Annotated in this window: 19 protein-coding genes and 1 pseudogene; 18 read left to right on the top strand and 2 right to left on the bottom strand. The window is 50.8% G+C overall.

From position 1 onward, the window contains the following. Window positions 1-53: 53 nt before the first annotated feature. Entirely contained in the window at window positions 54-929 is an 876-nt protein-coding gene (gene galU / locus A0129_RS01625) for a UTP--glucose-1-phosphate uridylyltransferase GalU (RefSeq protein WP_291711796.1), read from the top strand. Window positions 930-932: 3 nt separating this feature from the next. Beyond that, window positions 933-1,679, top strand: a complete 747-nt coding sequence (locus tag A0129_RS01620) for an S-methyl-5'-thioinosine phosphorylase (protein ID WP_291711794.1) — start codon at window positions 933-935, stop codon at window positions 1,677-1,679. Window positions 1,680-1,714: 35 nt separating this feature from the next. Here A0129_RS01620 and A0129_RS01615 read toward each other — a convergent pair whose 3' ends face one another. Next, window positions 1,715-4,324 (bottom strand): [protein-PII] uridylyltransferase, encoded by a 2,610-nt coding sequence (locus A0129_RS01615; protein ID WP_291711791.1) that lies wholly within the window; start codon window positions 4,322-4,324, stop codon window positions 1,715-1,717. A 1-nt stretch (window position 4,325) separates the two neighbouring features. After that, window positions 4,326-5,147, bottom strand: a pseudogene (map, locus tag A0129_RS01610) (type I methionyl aminopeptidase); the annotation flags it as partial. Window positions 5,148-5,342: 195 nt separating this feature from the next. Between map and rpsB the strand changes: the two are divergent. The 16 genes from rpsB to A0129_RS01530 all read left to right on the top strand — a co-directional run bounded on the left by rpsB (window position 5,343) and on the right by A0129_RS01530 (window position 19,856). Then, on the top strand, window positions 5,343-6,098 hold the full coding sequence (rpsB, locus tag A0129_RS01605) for a 30S ribosomal protein S2 (protein ID WP_105029123.1): 756 nt from the start codon (window positions 5,343-5,345) through the stop codon (window positions 6,096-6,098). A gap of 80 nt (window positions 6,099-6,178) precedes the next feature. Further along, the gene (gene tsf / locus A0129_RS01600) at window positions 6,179-7,069 is read left to right on the top strand and encodes a translation elongation factor Ts (RefSeq protein WP_291711788.1); all 891 of its coding nucleotides are present in this window, start codon (window positions 6,179-6,181) and stop codon (window positions 7,067-7,069) included. Between the two features lie 115 nt (window positions 7,070-7,184). Further along, window positions 7,185-7,895, top strand: a complete 711-nt coding sequence (pyrH, locus tag A0129_RS01595; RefSeq protein WP_105029121.1) for a UMP kinase — start codon at window positions 7,185-7,187, stop codon at window positions 7,893-7,895. A 66-nt stretch (window positions 7,896-7,961) separates the two neighbouring features. After that, window positions 7,962-8,522, top strand: coding sequence for a ribosome recycling factor (gene frr, locus A0129_RS01590; protein ID WP_291711785.1), 561 nt, complete (start codon window positions 7,962-7,964; stop codon window positions 8,520-8,522). A gap of 7 nt (window positions 8,523-8,529) precedes the next feature. Next, entirely contained in the window at window positions 8,530-9,318 is a 789-nt protein-coding gene (locus A0129_RS01585; RefSeq protein ID WP_291711782.1) for an isoprenyl transferase, read from the top strand. Between the two features lie 24 nt (window positions 9,319-9,342). Then, window positions 9,343-10,185, top strand: coding sequence for a phosphatidate cytidylyltransferase (locus A0129_RS01580; protein WP_291711779.1), 843 nt, complete (start codon window positions 9,343-9,345; stop codon window positions 10,183-10,185). 8 nt (window positions 10,186-10,193) lie between these two features. Continuing rightward, on the top strand, window positions 10,194-11,393 hold the full coding sequence (dxr, locus tag A0129_RS01575) for a 1-deoxy-D-xylulose-5-phosphate reductoisomerase (RefSeq protein ID WP_291711776.1): 1,200 nt from the start codon (window positions 10,194-10,196) through the stop codon (window positions 11,391-11,393). Between the two features lie 13 nt (window positions 11,394-11,406). Further along, on the top strand, window positions 11,407-12,750 hold the full coding sequence (gene rseP / locus A0129_RS01570; protein ID WP_291711773.1) for an RIP metalloprotease RseP: 1,344 nt from the start codon (window positions 11,407-11,409) through the stop codon (window positions 12,748-12,750). 51 nt (window positions 12,751-12,801) lie between these two features. Then, on the top strand, window positions 12,802-14,274 hold the full coding sequence (gene bamA / locus A0129_RS01565) for an outer membrane protein assembly factor BamA (protein WP_291711771.1): 1,473 nt from the start codon (window positions 12,802-12,804) through the stop codon (window positions 14,272-14,274). Further along, the gene (locus A0129_RS01560) at window positions 14,237-15,109 is read left to right on the top strand and encodes a BamA/TamA family outer membrane protein (RefSeq protein ID WP_367189691.1); all 873 of its coding nucleotides are present in this window, start codon (window positions 14,237-14,239) and stop codon (window positions 15,107-15,109) included. Before bamA ends, A0129_RS01560 begins: the two co-directional genes overlap by 38 nt. 20 nt (window positions 15,110-15,129) lie before the next feature. Then, entirely contained in the window at window positions 15,130-15,651 is a 522-nt protein-coding gene (locus A0129_RS01555) for an OmpH family outer membrane protein (protein ID WP_105029115.1), read from the top strand. A 9-nt stretch (window positions 15,652-15,660) separates the two neighbouring features. Further along, complete coding sequence (lpxD, locus tag A0129_RS01550) at window positions 15,661-16,746, top strand: UDP-3-O-(3-hydroxymyristoyl)glucosamine N-acyltransferase (protein ID WP_291711768.1); 1,086 nt, start codon at window positions 15,661-15,663, stop codon at window positions 16,744-16,746. A gap of 36 nt (window positions 16,747-16,782) precedes the next feature. Then, window positions 16,783-17,232, top strand: a complete 450-nt coding sequence (gene fabZ / locus A0129_RS01545) for a 3-hydroxyacyl-ACP dehydratase FabZ (RefSeq protein WP_291711766.1) — start codon at window positions 16,783-16,785, stop codon at window positions 17,230-17,232. Between the two features lie 13 nt (window positions 17,233-17,245). Next, entirely contained in the window at window positions 17,246-18,034 is a 789-nt protein-coding gene (lpxA, locus tag A0129_RS01540; RefSeq protein WP_291711764.1) for an acyl-ACP--UDP-N-acetylglucosamine O-acyltransferase, read from the top strand. Window positions 18,035-18,037: 3 nt separating this feature from the next. Next, a complete protein-coding gene (gene lpxB, locus A0129_RS01535) occupies window positions 18,038-19,207 on the top strand; it encodes a lipid-A-disaccharide synthase (protein WP_291711761.1) in 1,170 nt (389 codons plus the stop codon). Continuing rightward, entirely contained in the window at window positions 19,200-19,856 is a 657-nt protein-coding gene (locus A0129_RS01530; RefSeq protein WP_291711759.1) for a ribonuclease HII, read from the top strand. The genes lpxB and A0129_RS01530 overlap by 8 nt, the downstream gene beginning before the upstream one ends. Window positions 19,857-19,864: the final 8 nt, after the last annotated feature.

Raw genomic sequence — 19,864 nt, 5'->3', positions numbered from 1 at the left:
CTATCGCGTTTATTTGTATTATTTTCCTTTCGAAGACTATGGAGTGACTGGCCATGACCCGAGTTAGAAAAGCTGTGTTTCCTGTTGCGGGTATGGGTACCCGATTTCTGCCTGCCACCAAAGCAAGCCCCAAAGAAATGATGCCGGTGGTCGACAAACCGCTGATTCAATATGCAGTCGAAGAAGCACTTGAGGCAGGTTTGAGCGAGCTTGTGTTCATCACAGGTCGAAGCAAGCGCTCGATTGAGGATCATTTCGACAAGGCCTATGAACTCGAAGCAGAATTGCAAGCTCGTGGCAAAACGGCGTTGCTTGAAATTGTAAAAAATATCGTACCTAGCCATGTAAATTGCATTTACATTCGTCAAATGGAGCCTTTGGGACTTGGTCACGCGGTGCTTTGTGCAGAGCCCGTAGTGGGCACTGAACCCTTTGCTGTGCTGTTGGCTGACGACCTGATGGATGTGGACAAAGGCACCCCCTCGGTGACTCACCAAATGGTGAAAGTCTTCGAGCGCGAACACGCCAGTGTATTGGCCGTTCAAGAAGTGGATCCTGCTGAAACCAAGTCCTACGGCATTGTGTCCAGCACCCCCTGGAACAATCGTTCCGAACGGGTGAATGCAATTGTGGAAAAGCCAGACCCCAAAGATGCACCAACCAATCTCGCTGTGGTAGGTCGCTATGTGCTGAATTCTCAAATTTTTGATCACATTCGAAAAACGGGTAAAGGTGCTGGCGGAGAAATACAGTTGACGGACGGTATCGCCTCACTGCTTGAAGACCAACCGGTATTGGCCTATCGATTCACGGGAACACGCTTCGATTGTGGTTCAAAAATGGGTTACCTGAAGGCTACTGTGGAACTTGGCCTTAAGCATCATGAAGTCGCGGCAGAGTTCGCTCAATACCTTAAAGACAGGAAATAAAACATGTACGCAGTGTTGGGTGGAAGTGGCTTAAGCCAATTGCCTGGTTTTGAAATCACCATGCGAAAGGTTCAGCGCACACCTTATGGCGAACCATCCGGTGCGCTTACGATCGGTATTCTGGCCGGTCATGAAATTGTATTTCTCGCACGCCATGGTTATGGGCACACCATCGCTCCGCATCAAATCAACTACAGAGCCAATATTTGGGCTTTGTCCCAGTTGAATATTGACGGTATTTTGTCAGTGGCTTCAGTGGGTGGTATTCGCCCAGATTTAAAACCTGGGCAGTTGGTGGTCCCTGATCAAATCCTCGACTATACGCACGGGCGTAGCTCTACTTTTTTCGAAGGCGACAATCAAGCTGTTCAACACATCGACTTCACGTGGCCGTACGATCAGGCGCTGCGAACATCCTTGTGTCTTGCTGCTGACTCTGTAGGCGAGCAAGTGGTGCAGGGCGGTTGTTACGCCTGTACCCAAGGCCCTCGCCTTGAAACTGCAGCGGAAGTAAGGCGTTTGGCGCGCGATGGCGCGGACATTGTGGGCATGACCGGCATGCCTGAGGCCAGTCTGGCCCGTGAACTTGAAATACCTTATGCACATCTCGCTTTGGTGGTTAACCAGGCTGCAGGCGTAGGTGAAAGTGCACAAGAGATTTCCCATGCCCAAATCAGCAAGACGGTACACGAGGGGATGGGCCGGGTCATGGGAATCATCAAATCGATGGTACAACTGCACGATGAATAAAGGGGCAGGGTGTTCTGTCTACCCCTTCATCAGTCTCAAATTGAAAGTAATTCCAGGAGATCTGCTTCCAATTGAATTTGAAGTTTTCCCGAACTCAGAGACTGCCCATACAACAAGAAAGTATCTTCAGCCCGTTCACCCAATGTCATGATTTTGGCAGTTTGTACATTGACCTTGTATTGGGCCAGCAGGCGCGTAATGGAGTAAAGCAGGCCAGTGCGGTCTGTGGCTGATACTGTCAACAAATATTGATTGCCTTTTTCATCCGGCTTTAGGTCCACCGAGGGGCGTACCGGAAAATGTCGGGATTGCCTGGACATTCTTCCGAAGACCGGTGGTTCAAGTGGTTGACGCTTGATCAGCCTGTCTTGAAGTTCCGCCTCCAACAGCGACAGGGTTTCACGGTAAAACTCATTATGGCTGTCGTGTTGAATCGAAAAAGAATCCAAAGCATAGCCATGAGAAGTGGTATGAATTTTTGCATCCAGAATACTGAGATTTTTGGAATCAAAGTATCCGCAAATGCGTGCAAACAAGTCCATCTCGTCCCGGGTATAAACCATCAACTCCAAGCCTTCCCCAATAGGCGACAGGCGAGCCTTGACGATGGGCTGCTCTGCATCCACTCGCCAATACAAATGCCTTGTGTGCCAGGCAATGTCGCTGGGTCCTTGCCGAAGAAAATACGACACATCGAGCTGCGCCCACAGTTTGTCCTGAACGTCATCTGAGAGTGCGTACAACCGAAGGATTCGGCGTGCCTCGGCCTGTTGTTCTGCGAGCATTTGTCGATGATTGGGTGCCTCACCTCCCAAATACTTCAATGTCAGACGGTAAAGGTCCTCCAGCAGTTTACCCTTCCATGCATTCCAAACCTTTGGACTGGTGCCGCGGATATCGGCCACTGTCAGCAAGTACAGGGCCGTCAAATTGCGTGGAGTTTTCACCAGCGCTGCAAACTCTTTCAGTACTTCCACATCCGAAAGGTCTTTTTTCTGGGCGGTGTTTGACATCGTCAAATGATGCTTCACCAGAAAAGCAATCAGGTCTGTGTTCTCCTGATTCAATCCATGGTCTTTACAAAACTTGCGAGCATCCACCTCACCCAAAACACTGTGATCGCCGCCCCGGCCTTTGGCCACATCATGAAACAAAGCAGCAATGTACAAAAGCCAATGATCATCGAAATTGGCCATCAATTGACTGCAATACGGGTACTCGTGGGCATGTTCAGCCATCGTAAATCGGCGCAAATTACGCACGACTGTCAAAATATGCTGGTCTACCGTGTAGACGTGAAACAAGTCATGCTGCATTTGCCCCACAATTTTCCGGAACACGGGTAGATATCTACCCAGCACGCTGGTCTCGTTCATACGCCGCAATTCGTGAACGATGCCCTGTGGTTGCTTGAAAAACTCGATAAACAACGCTTTGTTGACCGGGTTTTTTCTGAAATCGCTGTTGATTTTGACTCTGCTGTGCCACAACTGGCGCAACATTCTTGCACTCATACCCTTTAACCGGGGGTTCTGCTGCATCACGATGAAGGCGCGAAGCATCGCCGACGGGTTATTGGCAAACACGTCGTCATTTCTGATGTCCAGCAAGGAATCTGTTTCCTGGAACTCATCGTCGATTACCACAGGCTCAGCGTTGGCTCCGAAAATCGACAACTCGATGTTTTGAAGCAATATAGTGTTGAGTTGCATGACTGCCTTGGCAGCCAAATAATACTGTTGCATTAGTTGTTCACTTGAACGTTTCGCAGCAGTAGGGCGGTAACCCAAAGACTCGGCCAACTGGGTTTGCACATCATAGACAAGCCTGTCTTCCCGGCGACCAGTGGTGACATGTAACTGATATCGGATTTTCTTGAGCGTTCTCTCGTTGTTTCTCAGCTTCGCCGCTTCAAATGGAGTGATCAAGCCCTTCTTGGCCATTTCAGCCCAGCTGTTGCCCAGATTGGCAGCCCGACATACCCACAATATGACGTGAAGGTCTCGAAGGCCTCCCGGGCTTTCTTTGCAGTTGGGTTCCAGGCTGTAGGGGGTTTCCTGGTATTTGGCATGGCGCTGCCTGAGTTCCAGGGTTTTCTTGCGGAAGAAGGTTTTTACCTCAAGTAACCTCTTAAGACTAGCGGATAGTGTTTTGAAATTCTGCCTGTTTCCTACGAGCAGTCGAGATTCAACCAGTGCTGTTTGAACCGTAATGTCCTTGCTGGCCTCTTCGATACATTGGTCGGGTGTTCTAACGCTATGTCCAATTTCAAGACCAATATCCCAACCAGAGCCACAAAAAGTCTCCAGCTTTTCCGTGTTCACCTCGTTGGGCTCCTGATCAATCAGGATCAACACGTCCACATCTGAGAAGGGAAACAGTTCACCTCGGCCGTAGCCACCCACAGCGACCAAGCTGTATTCCTCTGGCATTTCAAGCGACTGCCACAAAGACACCAAAGCCTCATCCACAGAAATACAGCGTTTTTTCAGCACTGATTCAACAGCAGAGGCGGGTGTATTTTGGTCAAACGGAGTAAGCCAGTGATGTGCCTGGCTTTTTAATTGGGTTTTAATGCGGATCCGTACCGCATTGAGGTCGGGCGCGGCTGAATCATTGGCCGCAATCACTGGTTTGTTGCTCAAATCAAGCTGCCTGTGTTTTCAAACGAGGGTTTGCCGGAGTGCCTGCCGACTGAGTCAGAATCTCATAGCCATCCGCTGTGACCAGCACCGTGTGCTCCCACTGTGCCGACAAACTGTGGTCTTTGGTCACAATGGTCCAGCCATCCGGCATTTCCTTGATCTCCCGGCGGCCCGCATTCAGCATGGGTTCGATGGTGAAAATCATGCCTTCTTGCAACCTCACTCCCGTGCCAGGCTTGCCATAGTGCAGCACCTGTGGTTCTTCATGAAACTTGGTGCCAATGCCATGGCCACAAAATTCCCGAACTACCGAGTAGCCGAAGCCCTCCGCAAATTTCTGAATCGCAGCGCCAACGTCACCCAAGGTTGCGCCTGGTCGCACTTGTTCAATACCAATCCACATGGCTTCGAAGGTAATTTCACACAATCTTCTCGCGGCAAGCGAGCCTTCGCCCACGATAAACATGCGACTGGTGTCACCGTGATAACCGTCTTTGATGACTGTGATATCGATATTGATAATGTCGCCGTTCTTCAGCTTTTTAGGGCCGGGTACTCCGTGACAAATTTGATGGTTGACCGATGTACAAATTGATTTGGGGTAGGGCGTATAGCCCGGTGGCGCATAATTCAACGGGGCGGGTATGGTCCCCTGTACATTGACCATGTAATCGTGGCAAAGCCTATCGAGTTCTTCGGTGGTAATGCCTGCCACCACGTGTGGACCGATAAAATCCAGCACTTCTGAGGCCAATCGGCCAGCAACACGCATTTTTTCAATGTCGTGCTCGTTTTTAATCACAATATCCATGGTTTTGTTTAATTCCTGCTTGAGCTAACGTATTTTAACCGAGTATAATCTCGGGCTGCTCTGGCGCTATGGCTAACTGGCTTGGTTAGTTGACGCTCAAGAGTAAATTTAATGGTTTGTGCGACAGGGTGCTAGTTTTTGTTGGTTTTTAAACCCAGTGCTGGCCCAGTACAAACCCATTCAACCCTGTCTATACTGGAGAAATTCATGGCAGCATCAATGCGCGAAATGCTGGAAGCTGGTTGCCACTTTGGCCACCAAACTCGCTTCTGGAACCCAAAAATGGCCCCATACATTTACGGCCATCGTAACAAAATCCACATTATCAACCTGGAAAAAACCGTCGTAATGCTCGACGATGCGCTGAAATTCGTGAAGCGCCTGTCAGCCAATCGCGGCAACATCCTGTTTGTATGCACCAAGCGTCAAGCCAAAGAAATCATCGCTGAAGAAGCACAGCGTTGTGGCATGCCCTATGTTGACCAGCGTTGGCTGGGCGGTATGTTGACCAACTTCAAAACCGTAAAAACATCGATCAAGCGCCTGAAAGACATGGAAGCGATTATCGCTGACGGTGGCACAGAGCGCATGTCCAAAAAAGAAGCGCTGATGTTCGCCCGTGAACTCGAAAAGCTGAACCAGTCAATCGGTGGCATCAAAGACATGCCCACTTTGCCTGACGCAATTTTCGTGTGCGACGTCGGATATCACAAGATTGCAATTACCGAAGCCGAAAAGCTTGGCATTCCGGTAGTGGGTGTTGTGGACACCAACCACTCACCAGCAGGCGTTAGCTACATTGTTCCCGGCAACGATGACTCTGCCCGCGCCATTCGTTTGTACGCCCGTTCCGTAGCTGATGCCGTATTGGCAGGCCGCGACCAGGCTGTAAATGATGTGGTTGAAGCCATTAAAGGCGGCGACGACTTCGTTGAAGTGTCTGAAGAGGGAGCCGAAGGCTAATTTGGCCTTTGCCTTCCGATGGGGCGATCAATCGCCCCTTTTTTTTGTCTAATTCAGAATTCGACTTAAGGAGAAATTCAATGGCTGAAATTACAGCAGCAATGGTTAAAGTACTGCGCGAGAAAACAGACGCGCCCATGATGGAATGCAAGAAAGCACTGACTGAAGCCGCCGGCGACATGGACAAGGCCGAAGAAATTTTGCGCGTCAAACTGGGCAGCAAAGCCAGCAAGGCAGCCACCCGCGTAACAGCTGAAGGCCTGATCGGTATTTATATTAATGATTCCAATAAGTTGGGAACAATTGTAGAAGTTAACTGTGAAACTGACTTCGTGGCCAAGAACGATGACTTCCTGGCCTTCGTGGCCAATGTAGCCAAGTTGATTGCTGACCACAACCCAGCCAATGTTGAAGCACTATCTGCCTTGCCTTTGGGTGACGGTACTGTTGAAACTGTTCGATCCGCTTTGATCGGCAAGATCGGCGAAAACATGTCTGTGCGCCGATTCAAGCGCGTGGAAGCCAAAGGCAGCCTGAGTTCATACATCCACGGCGGCAAAATTGGCGTGCTGGTTGATTACACCGGCTCCGATGAAAACGTGGGCAAAGACGTCGCCCTGCACATTGCGGCGACAAAGCCCAAGGCCTTGCATGAAAGTGGCGTACCTCAGGAAGACATCGACCGTGAGCGCTCTGTGGCCAAGGCCAAAGCGGAAGAATCCGGCAAGCCGGCCGATATCGCCGAGAAGATGGTTGAGGGTTCTATCAAGAAGTTCTTGAAGGAAGTCGCACTGTTGTCTCAGCCTTTTGTGAAAGACGACAAGCTGACTGTTGAAGCCATGCTGAAGAGCAAGGGTAGCGAAGTCAACGGCTTTGATCTGTTCATCGTCGGTGAAGGCATTGAAAAGAAGGTCAACGATTTCGCCGCTGAAGTTGCCGCACAAGCTGCTGCCGCTGCCGCTGGCCGTTAATTCCTTTGCGTGAAGAGGGGTTTCTCGATACGGGAAACCCCTTTTTATTTATACGCCTACGAAGTTTTGTACTTTACGTTATAGAATCCTGACAGTGATCCAATAAGAGGCTTGAATGACAGCATACAAACGTGTGTTACTCAAATTGTCAGGCGAAGCCCTGATGGGCGAAGACTCCTACGGCATCAACCGTCAAACCATTGAAAGAATGGTTGCTGAAGTTGCAGAAGTCTCCGCATCAGGAGTGGAATTGGCAGTTGTTATCGGTGGTGGCAATATTTTCCGAGGAATTGCCCCTGGCGCCGCGGGCATGGACAGGGCTACGGCGGATTACATGGGCATGATGGCCACCGTGATGAATGCATTGGCATTGCAGGACGCGTTCCGGCGTGCTGGAGTTGAAGCAAGGGTGCAGTCAGCGCTCAACATTGAGCAGGTTGTTGAACCCTACATTCGTCCCAAGGCAATTCGCTATCTCGAAGAAGGCAAGGTCGTCATATTCGCAGCGGGAACCGGAAACCCATTTTTTACAACCGACACGGCAGCGGCATTGAGAGGTTCTGAAATTGGTGCAGAGGTGGTGCTAAAGGCCACCAAAGTGGACGGAATCTATACCGCGGATCCCAACAAAGATCCAACGGCCACCCGGTATGAAAGAATTTCGTTCAATGAAGCCATTTCAAAAAACCTCGAGGTCATGGATGCAACGGCTTTCGCCCTGTGTCGAGACCAAAAACTCCCGATTCGGGTATTTTCCATCAACAAACCGGGTGCGTTGCACCGCGCGGTTGCAGGTGAAAACGAGGGCACCTTGGTGCACATGTAACTAACTGACCACTCAATCGACTGATTAATCTTCTAATTAATCCACTAAGGCAGTGAGAATTCAATCATGAGCGTTGCAAACATTCGTAAAACGACTGAAGAAAAAATGGTGAAATCCATTGAATCCCTGAAAACCGATTTGCAGAAAGTACGCACTGGGCGCGCCCATACCGGTATTCTGGATCATGTTCAAGTTGATTACTATGGTTCCATGGTGCCCATATCACAGGTTGCCAACCTGAGCCTGGCCGATGCCAGGACCATCGTGGTTCAGCCTTGGGAAAAAAATATGGCCAATGCCGTCGAAAAGGCAATTCGTGAATCGGATCTCGGTTTGAACCCGGCATCGATGGGTGAAACCATTCGCGTTCCCATGCCCGCACTGACCGAAGAGCGACGCAGGGAACTCACCAAATTCATCAAAGGGGAAGGCGAGCAAACCAAGGTGGCGATTCGCAACCTCCGTCGCGACGCCAATGAAGCACTGAAACGCTTGGTTAGCGACAAGGAGATTTCTGAGGACGACGAGCGCCGCGCTCAGGCGGATATTCAAAAATTGACCGACAAGTTTGTGTCTGAAGTCGATCAGGTTTTGCAGTCCAAAGAAGCTGAAATCATGACGGTTTAAGTCGTTCATGACCGTCTACACCAGCTCGACCCTGGATGTGCCTAGCACATCCAACATTCCAAAGCACGTTGCAATCGTGATGGATGGAAACGGCCGTTGGGCCAAAAGCCGACTGATGCCCCGATTCGCCGGGCATAAGCGAGGGGTGGATGCGGTAAGACGTACCGTTCAGGCTTGTTGTGAATTGGGAGTGGAGCACCTCACGCTGTTTGCTTTTTCTTCCGAGAATTGGCGCCGGCCGCCCGAGGAAGTCAGCCTGCTGATGCGCCTGTTCATACGTGTGCTGCGCAAGGATGTCGAGGCCATGCACCGTGAGAACATTTGCCTTCGAATTATTGGCGACACTACCGCCTTCGAGCCCGAATTGCAGGCTGCTATTGCTTCAGCGCAGGATCTGACCAAGAACAATACCCGGCTATACCTTAATATTGCTGCCAATTATGGTGGTCGCTGGGATATTCTTCAGGCGACAAAAAACATGCTGAAAAGCAATCCCGAGTTGATCAACAACCCGGATCAAATTTCAGAAACAGATCTTTCCAGGCATTTGTGTCTTCAAGGTAGCCCTGAGCCAGACCTTTTTATACGCACAGGTGGTGAACAACGAGTATCCAATTTCCTGTTATGGCAGTTGGCGTACACTGAATTTTATTTCACAGATAAGTTTTGGCCCGATTTCGGCAAGCCGATGCTGCTTGAGGCCATCGATTCCTATAACAACAGAGAACGACGCTTTGGTCGAACCTCCGAGCAAATTCAGCCACCTGCGGCCAATGTTCGGCAATCTGCCAAGTGATTCGGTTCTCAATCGAGACATATCATGCTTAGAACGCGTGTGATCACCGCTGTGATCCTGCTGATCGTGTTGCTAGTAGTTCTGATGTATGGCGGCGAAATCGGCTGGAACCTGTTCATATTGACGGTGTTGGTGGGTGCATTCTGGGAATGGGCACGCCTCGGTCTTTTTGGATCCACCCAAGCCGTGGCCTATGCAGTTGCGGGGGGCTTGCTCTGTGTTCTTCTCGAACGTTTGCTCGACTTGCAAACTCAGGCTTTTCCTCTACTGGCTGTGGCCAGTGTGTTTTGGGTTGCGTTTGCACCGTGGTGCCTTCGAAACGTATCAGTTGGGTTGCTGGCCCACAAGGGTTTGTACGGTCTGGTCGGGTTTGTTCTCATTGCTGCGGCCGGTCTGGCACTGGTCATCACAAAGACCTACGGCGTTGTTTTTCTGCTCAGCACCATTGCCATTTGTTTTGCTGCTGACATCTTTGCCTATTTCTTTGGGAAAACCTTTGGCAAACGGAAACTTGCACCGCGTATTTCTCCAGGAAAAAGCTGGGAGGGGGCAATTGGCGGGGCGCTCAGTGTTGTGGCACTGAGTTGGTTGATTGTTTCGTTGTCGGCGACTTATCCGGAGTTGGAAAACACCTGGCAGGCCATGGCCTATGATCGGTGGCACCCCATGGTGTTCACTTTCTGGTTGATTGTATTAAGTGCGTACAGTGTGGTGGGTGACCTGTTTGAATCCATGCTCAAACGAAGGGCAGGGTTGAAGGACAGCAGTCAACTGTTGCCCGGTCATGGAGGCGTTCTCGACAGGATTGATGCGCAATTGCCGGTGTTGCCCCTCGCAATTTTGCTGGTTAGTGCAATTGTGGCTTGAGTTGAACAATGGATTTGCAGAATTTACTAATTTTGGGCGCCACAGGCACCATTGGTGTCAATACTCTTGATGTGATCGCAAGGCATCCTGATCGCTTTCAAGTGTATGGCCTGGCTGCGGGGAAAAACATTGAGTTGTTGTATTCACAGGCCTGCACTCATCGCCCCAAAGCATTGATTATTTGCGACAGCACGGCACTGGATCAGTGGCACGCCTCAGGTTTCAGCGCGAAGCTTCGCGAACAACTCGGCTATCTTCCCGAAATCGGTGGTCAGGGAGAACTGGAATCGCTTTGTCAAAGCCAGCAAGTTGATGTTGTTGTGGCTGCAATCGTGGGCTCTGCGGGGCTAAAACCAACGCTCAGCGCGCTACAGGCCGGCAAGCGGGTGCTGTTGGCCAACAAAGAGTCGCTTGTTCTTGCCGGGCAGTTCATGATTCAAGCCTGTTTGCGCTCCGGCGCGACAATATTGCCCGTCGATTCCGAACACAATGCGATTTATCAGTGTTTGCCCGCGGATTATGATTTGAGCAAGGCATCCGAATACGGTGTAGAAAGGTTGATCTTAACCGCATCTGGGGGCCCTTTCAGGAGCAAAAGCCTCGCGGAACTTTCTCAAGTCAGTCCTGCCCAAGCGATAGCGCATCCAAATTGGGTCATGGGAAGAAAAATTTCAGTGGACAGCGCCACCATGGCGAACAAAGGACTGGAGTTGATCGAAGCTTTGTGGTTATTCGGATTGCCCGCCAGGCAACTCTCTGTGTTGGTTCATCCACAATCAATCGTTCACTCATTGGTGGAGTACCGCGACGGCAGCATGCTGGCTCAATTGGGTTGTCCTGACATGCGAACGCCGATTGCCCATGTTTTGGGTCTGCCGGATCGAATTGAATCCGGTTCACCACGTTTGAATTTGGCCACCTTGGGAAAACTCGACTTCGAAGAACCCGATTTGAGTCGCTTCCCGATGCTGAAACTTGCGTTTGATGTATTGGAAAAACCTGACACCATGGCGCCAGTGTTCAATGCAGCCAATGAAATAGCTGTGGACTTGTTTTTGAACGAAAAGATTGCTTATATGGACATTGTGAAGTTGACCCAAATGTGTATGTCCCGTTTCGCGTCAACCTCGATTACAAACCTCGATGATGCCTTTGCACTGGACGTTGAGGTGCGCGCATTTGCAACCGAACGCGCCGAAAAGTTTTAAACACAGGATTTAAATGCTGAATTCAATTGTTTCATTCCTGATTGCCCTCGGTATTCTGGTTTTCATCCATGAGTATGGCCACTATTCGGTTGCCCGCTTCTATGGGGTGAGGGTCATTCGGTTTTCCGTGGGCTTTGGCAAGCCAATATTTCGGTGGATTAACAGGAAAACCAAGGTGGAATGGACGGTTTCCTGGATTCCTTTGGGTGGCTACGTGCGAATGCTGGATGAGCGTGACCCGGATAGTTTAAAGGGTCATGACATCGATCTCTCTGAATCATTCAACCGCAAACCCGTTGGTCAGCGCATCGCCATTGTACTGGCCGGCCCTTTGGCCAACCTCATTCTTGCGGCGCTCATCTACGGCTTTTTGGCTTACATGCAACCTATGGGGCTGGCCACGCAGGTCTCTCAGCCGCCCCTCAATACGGTTGCTGCAAGTGCGGGTTTGATGAGTGGTGATGAAATCACCGAGGTCAATGGTGATCGGACCAAGAATTGGAATGAGGTGTCGTGGGCACTGATCAAGGCTCGTCTTTTCCGAGATGATGTGACGATTAAAGTCAATCGCGGCGGATATGAATTATTTCTCGAACCCATTCAATCGTCGGCAATTGAAGCGGAGTTAGGGCCATCGTTGACACGTGAACTCGGTTTTTCCCCAATCGAGAAAAGTGTAATCGTCCGGGCCGTGAGCGAGGGTAGTGCGGCAGCAGGCGCCGGTTTTTTAGTCAAGGATCAAATACTAAGCGTAGATGGTATTCCTGTTGAAACCTCCGCCCAATTTACCACCTTGATCAAAGAACGCGCAGCATTGGAGACCACGGTGCGAATTCGTCGCAATGAACAGGACATCAGCTTAATGGCTGTGCCTGAGCGAACTCGACTTGACAACGGCGAGATCATCGGCCGGCTTGGTCTGTCCATTGGTGGCGAGTCAGTGGTTGTGAGTCATCCCCTGAATCCGATTGAATCGATCATTGAGGGCACCGGTAGAATGATTGAAGTCAGCGTATTTTCGCTGGCCGCCTTGGGTAAAATGGTGACCGGTGATTTGTCCTGGAACCACCTGAGCGGACCGGTGTCCATTGCATCGGCTGCAGGTGAATCATCTAGCCTCGGGATTCTTCCTTTTTTCGGTTTTCTTGCCATGGTTTCTGTTAGCCTAGGCATTTTGAATCTTTTGCCAATCCCTCTCTTGGACGGCGGACACTTGATGTATTATTTGGCCGAAATCGTCAGAGGCAAGCCAGTTGATGAAGTTTGGCAGATTCGAGGTCAAAAACTGGGTATTTTGCTGATTGGCATATTAACCAGTGTTGCTTTTTTTAATGATATACAAAGGCTAATTTTCTAAGGGCCTTCACATATTGGTTCCAGCCTTACGGGGCTGGTAGGAACGATCTGAATGACAATAAGAAGTACTCTGTTTCCAGCGCGCTTGGTTTACCCAGTCGTGGCCACCTGTGCTTTGTCGGTGGGCGTTGTGCACGCCCAGGCAACCCAGTTTGTGGTGAAAGACATCGAGGTTGAGGGCCTTCGCCGCACTGAGGCGGGCACGGTATTCAGTTACCTGCCCATTCGCGTGGGTGACACCTTCACCGACGAAAAAGCCTTACAGGCTATCCGTTCACTTTTTGCAACCGGATTTTTTGAAGATGTCAAAATTTCTGCCAAAGGTGACGTATTGGTGGTTACCGTGGTTGAGAGACCGGCAATTGCCTCCGTCGAAATCAACGGGACCAAAGAATTCGACAAAGAAACCCTCAAAGAGGCGCTGAAGGGCGTCGGTATTGGTGAATCCCTGATTTTTGACAGATCGCTTCTTGACAAGGCGGAGCAGGAATTGAAGCGCCAATACCTGTCCCGAAGCAAATATGGCGCGCAGGTCCAAACCCGTGTTGACCAACTGGCCCGTAATCGCGTTGGTATTACGTTTAACATCGATGAGGGCGAATCAGCCTCAATCAAGCAGTTGAAGATTCTGGGGGCAAAAGACTTCGAGGAAGAGGAACTGCTGGAGGAGTTCGAGCTGAGCACTGGCGGCTGGATGTCGTGGTACAGCAAGAATGATCAGTATTCCCGGCAAAAGTTGAGTGGAGACATTGAAAAGCTACGCTCCTTTTACTTGAACCGCGGTTATGCCGATTTCAGCATCGAGAACACTCAGGTTCAAATTGCGCCCAACAAGCAAGACATCTTCATTACCATCACCATCAAGGAAGGCGAGAAATTCACCTTCGGCGACATTGAGCTCTCTGGTCAATTACTGGGGCGCGACGATGAGTTGCGTTCGCTGATCAAGATGAAGAAAGGCGAGACCTTCAATGGCGAATTGTTGACGGACAGCTCCAAAGCCATTCAGGACCGCTTGGGTAATTATGGCTACGCATTTGCCAATGCCAATGTGATTCCCGACATCGATCGTGAAAAACGGGTAGTGAACATCAACATGGCAGTGGACACCGGCAAACGGGTGTATGTTCGCCGCATGAATGTGGGCGGCAACACCCGCACCAAGGATGAAGTGATTCGCCGTGAATTCCGTCAGTTCGAATCGTCCTGGTACGACTCCAGAAAAATTCAGCTGTCCAAGGAGCGCGTGGATCGTTTGGGTTATTTCTCCAACGTGGATATCGAAACCCAACCGGTACCTGGCACATCGGATCAAATCGATGTAAACATGCAAGTTGAGAAAAAACCGACTGGCAACCTCTTGCTGGGTGCAGGTATCTCAAGTACCGATAGCTTGGTGCTGTCGGCAGCCATTCAGCAGCAAAACCTGTTTGGAACCGGTAAAACAGTCGGCCTGGAGTTAAAACACGAGCAAGGTCAACCGCACAATATCGTTTTCCCAGACAGACCCATACTTCACGATTGACGGGGTTTCCCGCAGCTTCGAGGTATACAACCGCCGCACAGACCCCAGCGAGTTGAATCTGGGTGACTACATCATTGAAACCACAGGTGCAGGCCTGCGCTTTGGTTATCCAATTAGCGAATTTGAGCGTATTTCGTTCGGAGCGGGTTACGAAGGTACAGACCTTGAAGTGGGCCCATTCAGCCCAGATCGCTTTCAGCGCTATGTGAACGACTTTGGCAATTCGAGTTATGCCGTTTTGCTCAACGCTGGATACTCATTTGACTCACGCGACTCGGCCATTGCCCCGACACGCGGTCGTGTAACCCGATTGACCGCTGAATACGCAACCCCCCTTGGCGATCAAGAGTTTATTCGCACCACTTACCAGGAACAGTTTTATTTCCCGATTGGCAAGCTGTACACCCTGGCCTTGAATGGTGAGGTAACAGGTGGTTTTGGTTTGGGCGACTCGCCTTACCCGATTTTCCGCAATGTGTATGCAGGTGGTATTGGTACTGTCAGAGGCTATCGCTCGTCCACGCTGGGGCCACGCGATGCTGACAATGTACCCATTGGTGGCTCCAAGCGCGTTATTGCGAATGCAGAGTTTTTCTTCCCGATCCCAGGTATGTCAAAAGACCGTACCTTCAGGGCGTTTACCTTCTTTGATGCAGGTAACGTGTTCCAAACCAATGAAAAAATCAAGTTTGGTGAACTGCGTTACTCAACCGGTGTGGGTATTTCCTGGCTGTCGCCAGTTGGGCCTTTGAAGTTCAGTTTGGGCGTGCCGCTGAACCGGGAGCCACAAGACGAAACCCAACGTGTTCAGTTCACGATTGGTACTGGCTTCTAAATTCGAACAAATATTGGAGAATGGTTTTGAATAGTGTGAAAAAATTGTTGATTGGTAGTGCTTTGTCGTTGGCGGTTGTACTGCCGACTATGTCCCACGCTCAGGCAGCAACAAAGATTGGATTTGTAAATACAGAGCGCATTCTGCGTGATTCCAAGTTTGCTGTTGAATCACAAAAGAAACTGGAACGTGATTTTTCCAAGCGTCAGAAAGAACTGGAAGACCTGGCCACCAAGGTGAAAGCCGAGGCCACCAAGCTGGACAAAGATGCAATTACTTTGCCGGAAGCAGAGAAGGTACGTCGTCAGCGTGATCTGGCCGAAATGGATCGAGATTTTCAGCGCAAGCGCCGCGAGTTTGAAGAGGACCTGGCACAACGCAAGAATCAGGTTGTGGGTGAGTTGGTCGAACGCGCCAATCGCGTAATTCGTCAAATTGCCGAAAAGGAAAATTACGACATCATTTTCCAGGAAGCAGTTTATGCCAACAAGCGTATCGACATCACAGACCAAGTTCTCAGCAGCTTGGATAACGCGAAGTAAACTGCGTCAATGAATTTTATTGAAACGAAGCTCAGTGCGCTACTTGATCAGTTTGGCGGTCGTCTGGCTTCGTTTGGTGGTGAACCAGCGCTCCCAGACGACATTCGCCTGGCAGGAATCCAGCCTCTGGAGAATGCAGGGGCGACACACCTCGGCTTCCTGGCCAACCCCAAATTTCGCGATCAATTGCTTTCAAGCAAAGCGGCTGTGGTTCTTGTTCGGGAATCCCAGTTTGAGTCGCTTTGCCAATATCTCAAAGACAGCACCGGTTCCGTCCCCACCACATTGGCATGGCTGGTCAATGACCCGTATTTGTACTATGCCAAGGTACAACAGTGGTGGGTAGCCAATAGTGAGTTCAAACCTGCCCCAGGCATTCATCCGAGAGCGGTTGTAGATCCATCAGCCACAATTGCATCCAGTGCGACGATTGCGGCCAATTGCGTGATTGGCGCTAATACCAGGGTGGGTGAGGGTAGCCGGATTGAAGCGGGTGTTGTTCTTGGCAGCCATGTTGAAGTGGGTGCAAACACCCGTATTTATCCCAATGCAACGGTGTACGACGAATGCAAGATAGGATCGAATTGTGTCGTGCATGCTGGCGTGGTGATCGGTGCAGACGGTTTTGGCTTTGCCAATGAAAAGGGGACCTGGGTCAAAATACCGCAGGTGGGTCGGGTGCTGATTGCAGACCATGTGGAAATTGGTGCCAACACCACCATTGATCGTGGTGCTCTGGATGACACCCTAATCGGTTTCGGCGTGAAGCTGGATAATCAAATCCAGATCGCTCACAATGTGACGGTGGGAGAGCACTCCGCCATGGCCGGCTGCGTCGGCATTGCAGGCAGTACTAGTATTGGCGCGCGTTGCACGGTGGGCGGTGCCGCCATGGTGTTCGGTCACCTCAATATTCCGGATGGAACCCATGTGTCCGGGGCGTCGGTGGTCATGAGCAGTATTAAGGAACCGGGTGCTTTCACCGGGATATTCCCCTTGCAAGAGCACAAGGATTGGGAGAAAACTGCGGTAACTCTCAAACAATTACTCAAGTTGCGCGGCGAAGTGCGTGAATTGAAGAATAAGCTGAAATAACAATAAACCCAAATTAAAAGTGTGAACTCAGAAGCTATGAATACGCCAGTTATGGACATCAAAGGCATTTTGGAAAATTTGCCGCACCGTTACCCTTTTGTGCTCGTGGATCGAGTGCTCGAGCTTGAACCCAATGTTCGAATTCTTGCCCAGAAAAACGTGACCTACAACGAGCCATTCTTTCCAGGGCACTTTCCGATTCATCCGGTCATGCCTGGCGTGTTGATCATGGAAGCCTTGGCGCAGGCCGCTGGGCTGCTGTCGTTTAAATCCATGGAAGCCGCGCCCGACAAGAACCTGGTGTATTACTTCGTGGGTATCGACAATTGTCGTTTCAAGCGCCCCGTGGTGCCTGGTGATGTGTTGATGCTGGATGTTCAGGTGGAGCGTGTTTCGCGTGGTATCTGGAAGTACGCCGCGAAAGCGCTGGTGGATGGCAATGTGGTCGCGCTTGCTGACTTGATGTGCACGGCCCGCGAAGTGTAAGGAACACGTTTAAATGCCCATACATGCATCTGCAATAGTTGATCCGAAGGCTGAGCTCGATAGTACAGTGGAGGTTGGTCCGTTTTCGGTCATTGGCCCCCATGTCAAAATCGGTGCGCGTACCAAAGTGGGGCCCCACATGATTATCAGTGGCCACACCACCATTGGTGAGGACAATGTATTTCATGGCTCGGCCACCATTGGCGGAGACCCACAAGACAAAAAATACAAAGGGGAACCCACTGAACTGATTATTGGCGACCGAAATACGGTTCGGGAATACTGCACTTTTAATACGGGCACCGTGCAGGATGGTGGCAAAACCACCATGACCAACGACAACTGGATTATGGCGTATGTGCACATTGCGCACGACTGCCACATTGGAAGCAACACCATCATCGCCAACAGCGTACAACTGGCAGGCCACGTCATTATTGGTGACTGGGTTATTCTCGGTGGCATGAGTGGCGTACACCAATTCATTCGCGTGGGCGACCATGCCATGACAGCATTTCAAACCAAGCTGATGCAAGACGTTCCTCCCTTCGTGATGGCCGCTGGTTACCCGGCTGCGCCCGCTGGAATCAATTCGGAAGGGTTGAAACGAAGAGGCTTTTCACCGGACGCGATTTTGAATATCAAACGTGCCTACAAGGCGATTTATCGTCAGGGGCTAAGCATCGCGGAGGCAAAAGAAGCCATTGATTCCCTGGCCACTGCCGCACCCGACGACGCAAAGCCACACCTTGTTCAAATGAAAGCATTTCTTGACGAAGCCACTCGCGGCATCATTCGTTAAGCCATGGCGTACACCCGTACACCTTACAGCACTCAGCCTGTGGACCTGGCGATTGCCGTGGGCGAGGCCTCAGGAGACTGGATAGGCGCCTTGGCCATTGAGCATTTGATCCAAACCCAAACGCTGTCAATGGAAGGTATTGCAGGCCCCAAGCTTCGTGATTTGGGTGTGAAACCCTTGCACGGTTCCGAGGAGTTGTCGGTGCGGGGCTATGTCGAGGTGTTGCGCCATTTGCCGCGTTTACTGAAAATGCGCAGAAATCTCATTCAGCATTGGTCAACGGCCAATCGCCCTAAGGTATTTGTGGGTGTAGACGCTCCCGATTTCAATTTAAACCTAGAATTGGCCTTGCGGGAGACCGGTGTGCCCACGGTCCATGTGGTGTGCCCATCTATTTGGGCGTGGCGCATGGAGCGAATTCACAAGATAAAAGCTGCCTGCAGCCATGTGTTGTGCATTTTCCCATTTGAGCCTGAAATTTTAGCCAAGGAGGGAATTTCAGCCACCTATATTGGCCACCCCATGGCTGCACTGGTACCCGAAACAATCGACCCGATTGCGTATCGCGCTGGCCTGGGTTTGCAACGCGAGGGGCAATTACTGGCTGTGTTGCCCGGTAGCCGTGGTGCCGAAGTCAAACACATTGGCCCCGCATTTGTTCAAGCCTGCATTGAATTACTCAAACAAAAGCCAGACTTGCGTTTTGTAACACCCATGCCACCGGCCAGTAAATTGCTCGACATGTTCAGAACCATGATCCCTGTACAGCTACTGGATCGCTGGACATTGATCGAAGGCAAGTCTCATGAATGCATGGCCGCAGCCGATGCAGTGATGTTGGCCAGCGGCACCGCCACGCTCGAAGCGATGATGTACCGCAAACCCATGGTCATTGCCTACAAAATGCCCTGGCTAAGCTACCAAATGATGAAAGGCAAGGGTTATCAGCCTTATGTCGGATTGCCCAACATTTTGGTGAATGAATTTGCGGTGCCTGAACTACTGCAGGATCGTGCGACGCCCACTGCGCTGGCCAATGAAGCATTGTTCCAACTCGACAATGACGCCAATCGTGATCGGCTTCAGACGGCCTTTGCAGAACAACACCAACGTTTGTTAAAACCTTCTGGAGAAATTGCCAGCCGTGTTATTCAGCAGGTGATGAATGGTTGAATTTCAGGATTGGCTTGAAATACAGGCCTATGCTTCACAACATGGTTTGCTGGTCATTGGTGTAGATGAAGCGGGTCGCGGCCCATTGTGTGGACCAGTAGTTGCCGGTGCAGCATTACTGGAGCAGCCCAATACCATCGAAGGGTTGGCCTGTTCAAAAACACTCACCGCCAAGAAGCGAGACGCGCTTGCGAGCGCAATTCACGCGCATGCCAGGGCATGCGCTGTGGCTCAGGCCTCTGTAGAGGAAATTGATCAGTTGAATATACTTCAAGCCAGTTTGTTGGCCATGTGGCGAGCGGTTGATTTGGTAGTTCAGCAAGCCGCCCTGAGGCCAGAGCAGTGTTTGATTGCGGTGGACGGCAACAAATTACCAAAATGGTCCTACCGAGCGGTGGCTGTAGTAAAAGGGGATACCAAAGTTCCTGCCATTTCAGCCGCTTCAATTCTGGCCAAAGTAGCTCGCGACGAATGGTGTAAAACCCATGCGTTGCAATACCCACAGTATGAACTGGATGTGCACATGGGCTACCCCACCGCACGCCACATGGCTTTGCTGGCAAAACACGGAGCAACCCAGGTTCACCGAAAATCGTTCCGTCCTGTGAGAGAAGCCTTGGAGCGGACGCAGCAGAACTTGTCGTTCTAAGGAAAATC

Source organism: Limnobacter sp. CACIAM 66H1 (genome assembly GCF_001601825.1).
GTDB lineage: Bacteria > Pseudomonadota > Gammaproteobacteria > Burkholderiales > Burkholderiaceae_B > Limnobacter.
Note: the sequence above shows the minus strand (reverse complement) of the source record. Positions and strands in the feature narration are given on the sequence as shown.